1 pseudogene is annotated in these 850 nt (G+C 69.4%); it reads left to right on the top strand.

From position 1 onward, the window contains the following. Positions 1-687 (top strand): annotated as a pseudogene (locus ACY45C_RS03380) (DUF4012 domain-containing protein); the annotation flags it as partial. Between the last annotated feature and the right edge of the window lie 163 nt (positions 688-850).

Genomic DNA, 850 nt, shown 5'->3' with positions numbered 1-850 from the left:
GGTCAGGCCGTCTATGCGGCCGTGGAGTCGGGAGCCGGTGATACGACGAAACTCGTGACCGCGCTGGGACGGGCCGCTCGCGAGGGCCGGCTGGAAATATCCAGCAACCACGCCGAGGAGCAGCGGATTCTTTCGTCCACGGCGCTGGGTGGTGCGCTGCCGGACGTGCCCGGGCCGTTTCTCGGGGTCGTCACCCAGAACGCGACGGCGAGCAAGCTGGACTACTGGCTACGGCGGCAGACCACCTACCGCCTGCAGCGGCAGCCGAACGGCGCCGGCGTGGCGACGATCACGATCCGGCTCACCAACGCCGCCCCGGACGGGCTGCCGGCCTATGTGCGCCACCGGCAGGATCTCAAGGACGCCGCTGGGAATCCCCGGGCGCAGAACAATCTCTGGCTCTCGGTGTACACGGGCCGAGGCAGCTGGCTCGTCGGTGCCCGGCTCGACGGTGTGCCCATCGGCCTTGCCAGCGGTTCCGAGTCCGGGCGTCCCGTGCTCTCCACCTATCTCACCGTCGATCGCGGCCAGACCCGGACCCTGGAAATCAAGGTCCGGGAGCCGGTAGGCGGCCCGGCGCTCACCGTGCGCCCGCAGCCGTTGCCCGTCGCGGAGCGATTGGAGGTGCAGGGGCTGCCGGTCGTCCCTCCCTGGTCATCCCAAAGGTCATCTCAAGCCCAGAACTGACTACTCTGACTACAGAGAGTTCTGACCCTTCACTCGCATCGAGTCGCCCGCATCGGGGCCTGATCCGCTTCGCCATCAACGCAGCGGATCGAACGGCGACAGCTCGGCCGCGGGCGAACCGGTGGCGATGGCGTCGGCGAGGAGGCGGCCGGTGACCGGGCCG

This window comes from Frankia sp. CcWB2 (assembly GCF_977927585.1).
This window is presented reverse-complemented; position numbering and strand designations above follow the sequence as displayed.